This window comes from Komagataeibacter kakiaceti JCM 25156, assembly GCF_000613305.1.
The window spans coordinates 1-1,665 of sequence record NZ_BAIO01000503.1; the positions used below are offsets into that span (position 1 = coordinate 1).

Consider the following 1,665-nt stretch of genomic DNA (forward strand, 5'->3'; position numbering starts at 1 on the left):
GGCCATGACCGCGTGGGGGGGGATGATGGTACTGTGCGGGGCCGCGCCGTGGGGCGGCATTGCATACAGGCAGCGCCCCTTCGCCCAGCGTTCGTCCGTCGCATCGGGCAGGCTGGCGTGCTGGTCGCCCAGATTGAGCGCGATGCGCAGCACCGCGCCATCCCCCATGCGCCATTGCGCCACCACGGCTCTGTCACCGATAACCTGCGCGCCCATTGCCCGCGCGCCGGGAATGCGGGGCGTGATTTCGGTGCGGCGGATCGCCAGCAGGTCACGGATCAGCGCCTGCCATGCCTGGTGTTCCGGGCCACTCGCCTCTGCCATGTCGGGGCGGGAGGCGGTGAAGGTTTCCGGCGCGTTGGGGTCGGGAATGGCGTGGCGCGCCGTTTCGGACGCGAAATGGGAAAAGGCGGCGAATTCCCTGCGCCGTCCCTCCCGCACGATACGGCCCAGTTCCGGCGTATGGCTGGTGAAGAACAGGAACGGCTGGCGCGATCCCCACTCCTCCCCCATGAACAGCAGCGGGATCTGCGGGCAGAGCAGCACAAGCCCGTAGGCCGCGTGCAAAGCCTGTGGCGGGGCAAGCGTGGTCAGCCGCTCCCCCAGCGCGCGGTTGCCGATCTGGTCATGGTTCTGCAGGAAGATGATGAACCGCTCGGGCGGCAGATCCCCGCTGGGGCTGCCGCGTGGTGTGTGCGTGACGGGCGATACCTCGCCCTGAAAGGCGAACCCTTCCGCCAGCACGCGGGCCAGCGCGCCGGTGGGGTCGGGGGTGAAGTTGGCGTAATAACCCTCCCCCTCCCCGGTCAGCAGTACGTGCAGGGCGTTATGGGCGTCGTCATTCCACTGGGCGCTGTAGCCCGCGCGCAGCAGCCCGGCATCGTTATTCTCGTTTTCCAGAATCAGGTGGACATGCCGCCCGCTTTCGATGTGGGCATGGACCAGCGCGGGCAGGCGCTGGAGCCATGCGCGCTCGGTAATCGCCTGCACGGCATCGAGCCGCAGCCCGTCGAAGCGGAATTCCATGAGCCAGTACAGCGCATTATCCACAAAGAAGCTCTCGACCGCCGTCTGCCGGAAATCAATCGCCGCCCCCCATGGGGTCTGCCGGTCGGCACGGAAGAAAGGGGCGGCATAGGCCGACAGGTAATTCCCGTCCGGGCCGAAATGGTTGTACACCACGTCCAGAAACACCATGAGCCGAGGCCGTGCGCCTGGTCGATCAGCGCCTTGAGCGCATCGGGCGATCCATGGGCTGATTCCGGGGCATAGGGCAGCACCCCGTCATAGCCCCAGTTGCGCCCGCCCGGTATTTCCGAAAGCGGCATGAGTTCGATGGCCGTAAACCCGCAGGCCGCGATGCGGGGCAGATCCCGCGCCACCCCTGCGTATCCGCCCATAAGGCCCACATGTACTTCGTATATGACGCTTTCATGCCACGGGCGGCCCCGCCATGCATCGTGCTTCCATTCGTAGCTGGCGGGATCGACGACTTCGCTGGGGCCATGCACGTCATCGGGCTGATGGCATGACGCCGGGTCCGGCACCGCCATGTCCGGGGCGATGCGGTAGCGGTAGCGCGTGCCCGCCCCGCAGGGCAGCACGCATTCGAACCATCCCCGTCCCGCCGGGCCATGGGCGTGGGGGCATGGCCTTCGGCCTCCA

General features: G+C 67.3%; 1 protein-coding gene and 1 pseudogene. Both read right to left on the reverse strand.

Going from position 1 to position 1,665, the window contains the following annotated elements:
• The coding region (locus tag JCM25156_RS32440; protein WP_306301753.1) for a DUF3459 domain-containing protein at positions 1-513 on the reverse strand (513 nt) is incomplete at its 3' end.
• Between the two features lie 389 nt (positions 514-902).
• Positions 903-1,665: pseudogene (locus tag JCM25156_RS31515) on the reverse strand (hypothetical protein); the annotation flags it as partial.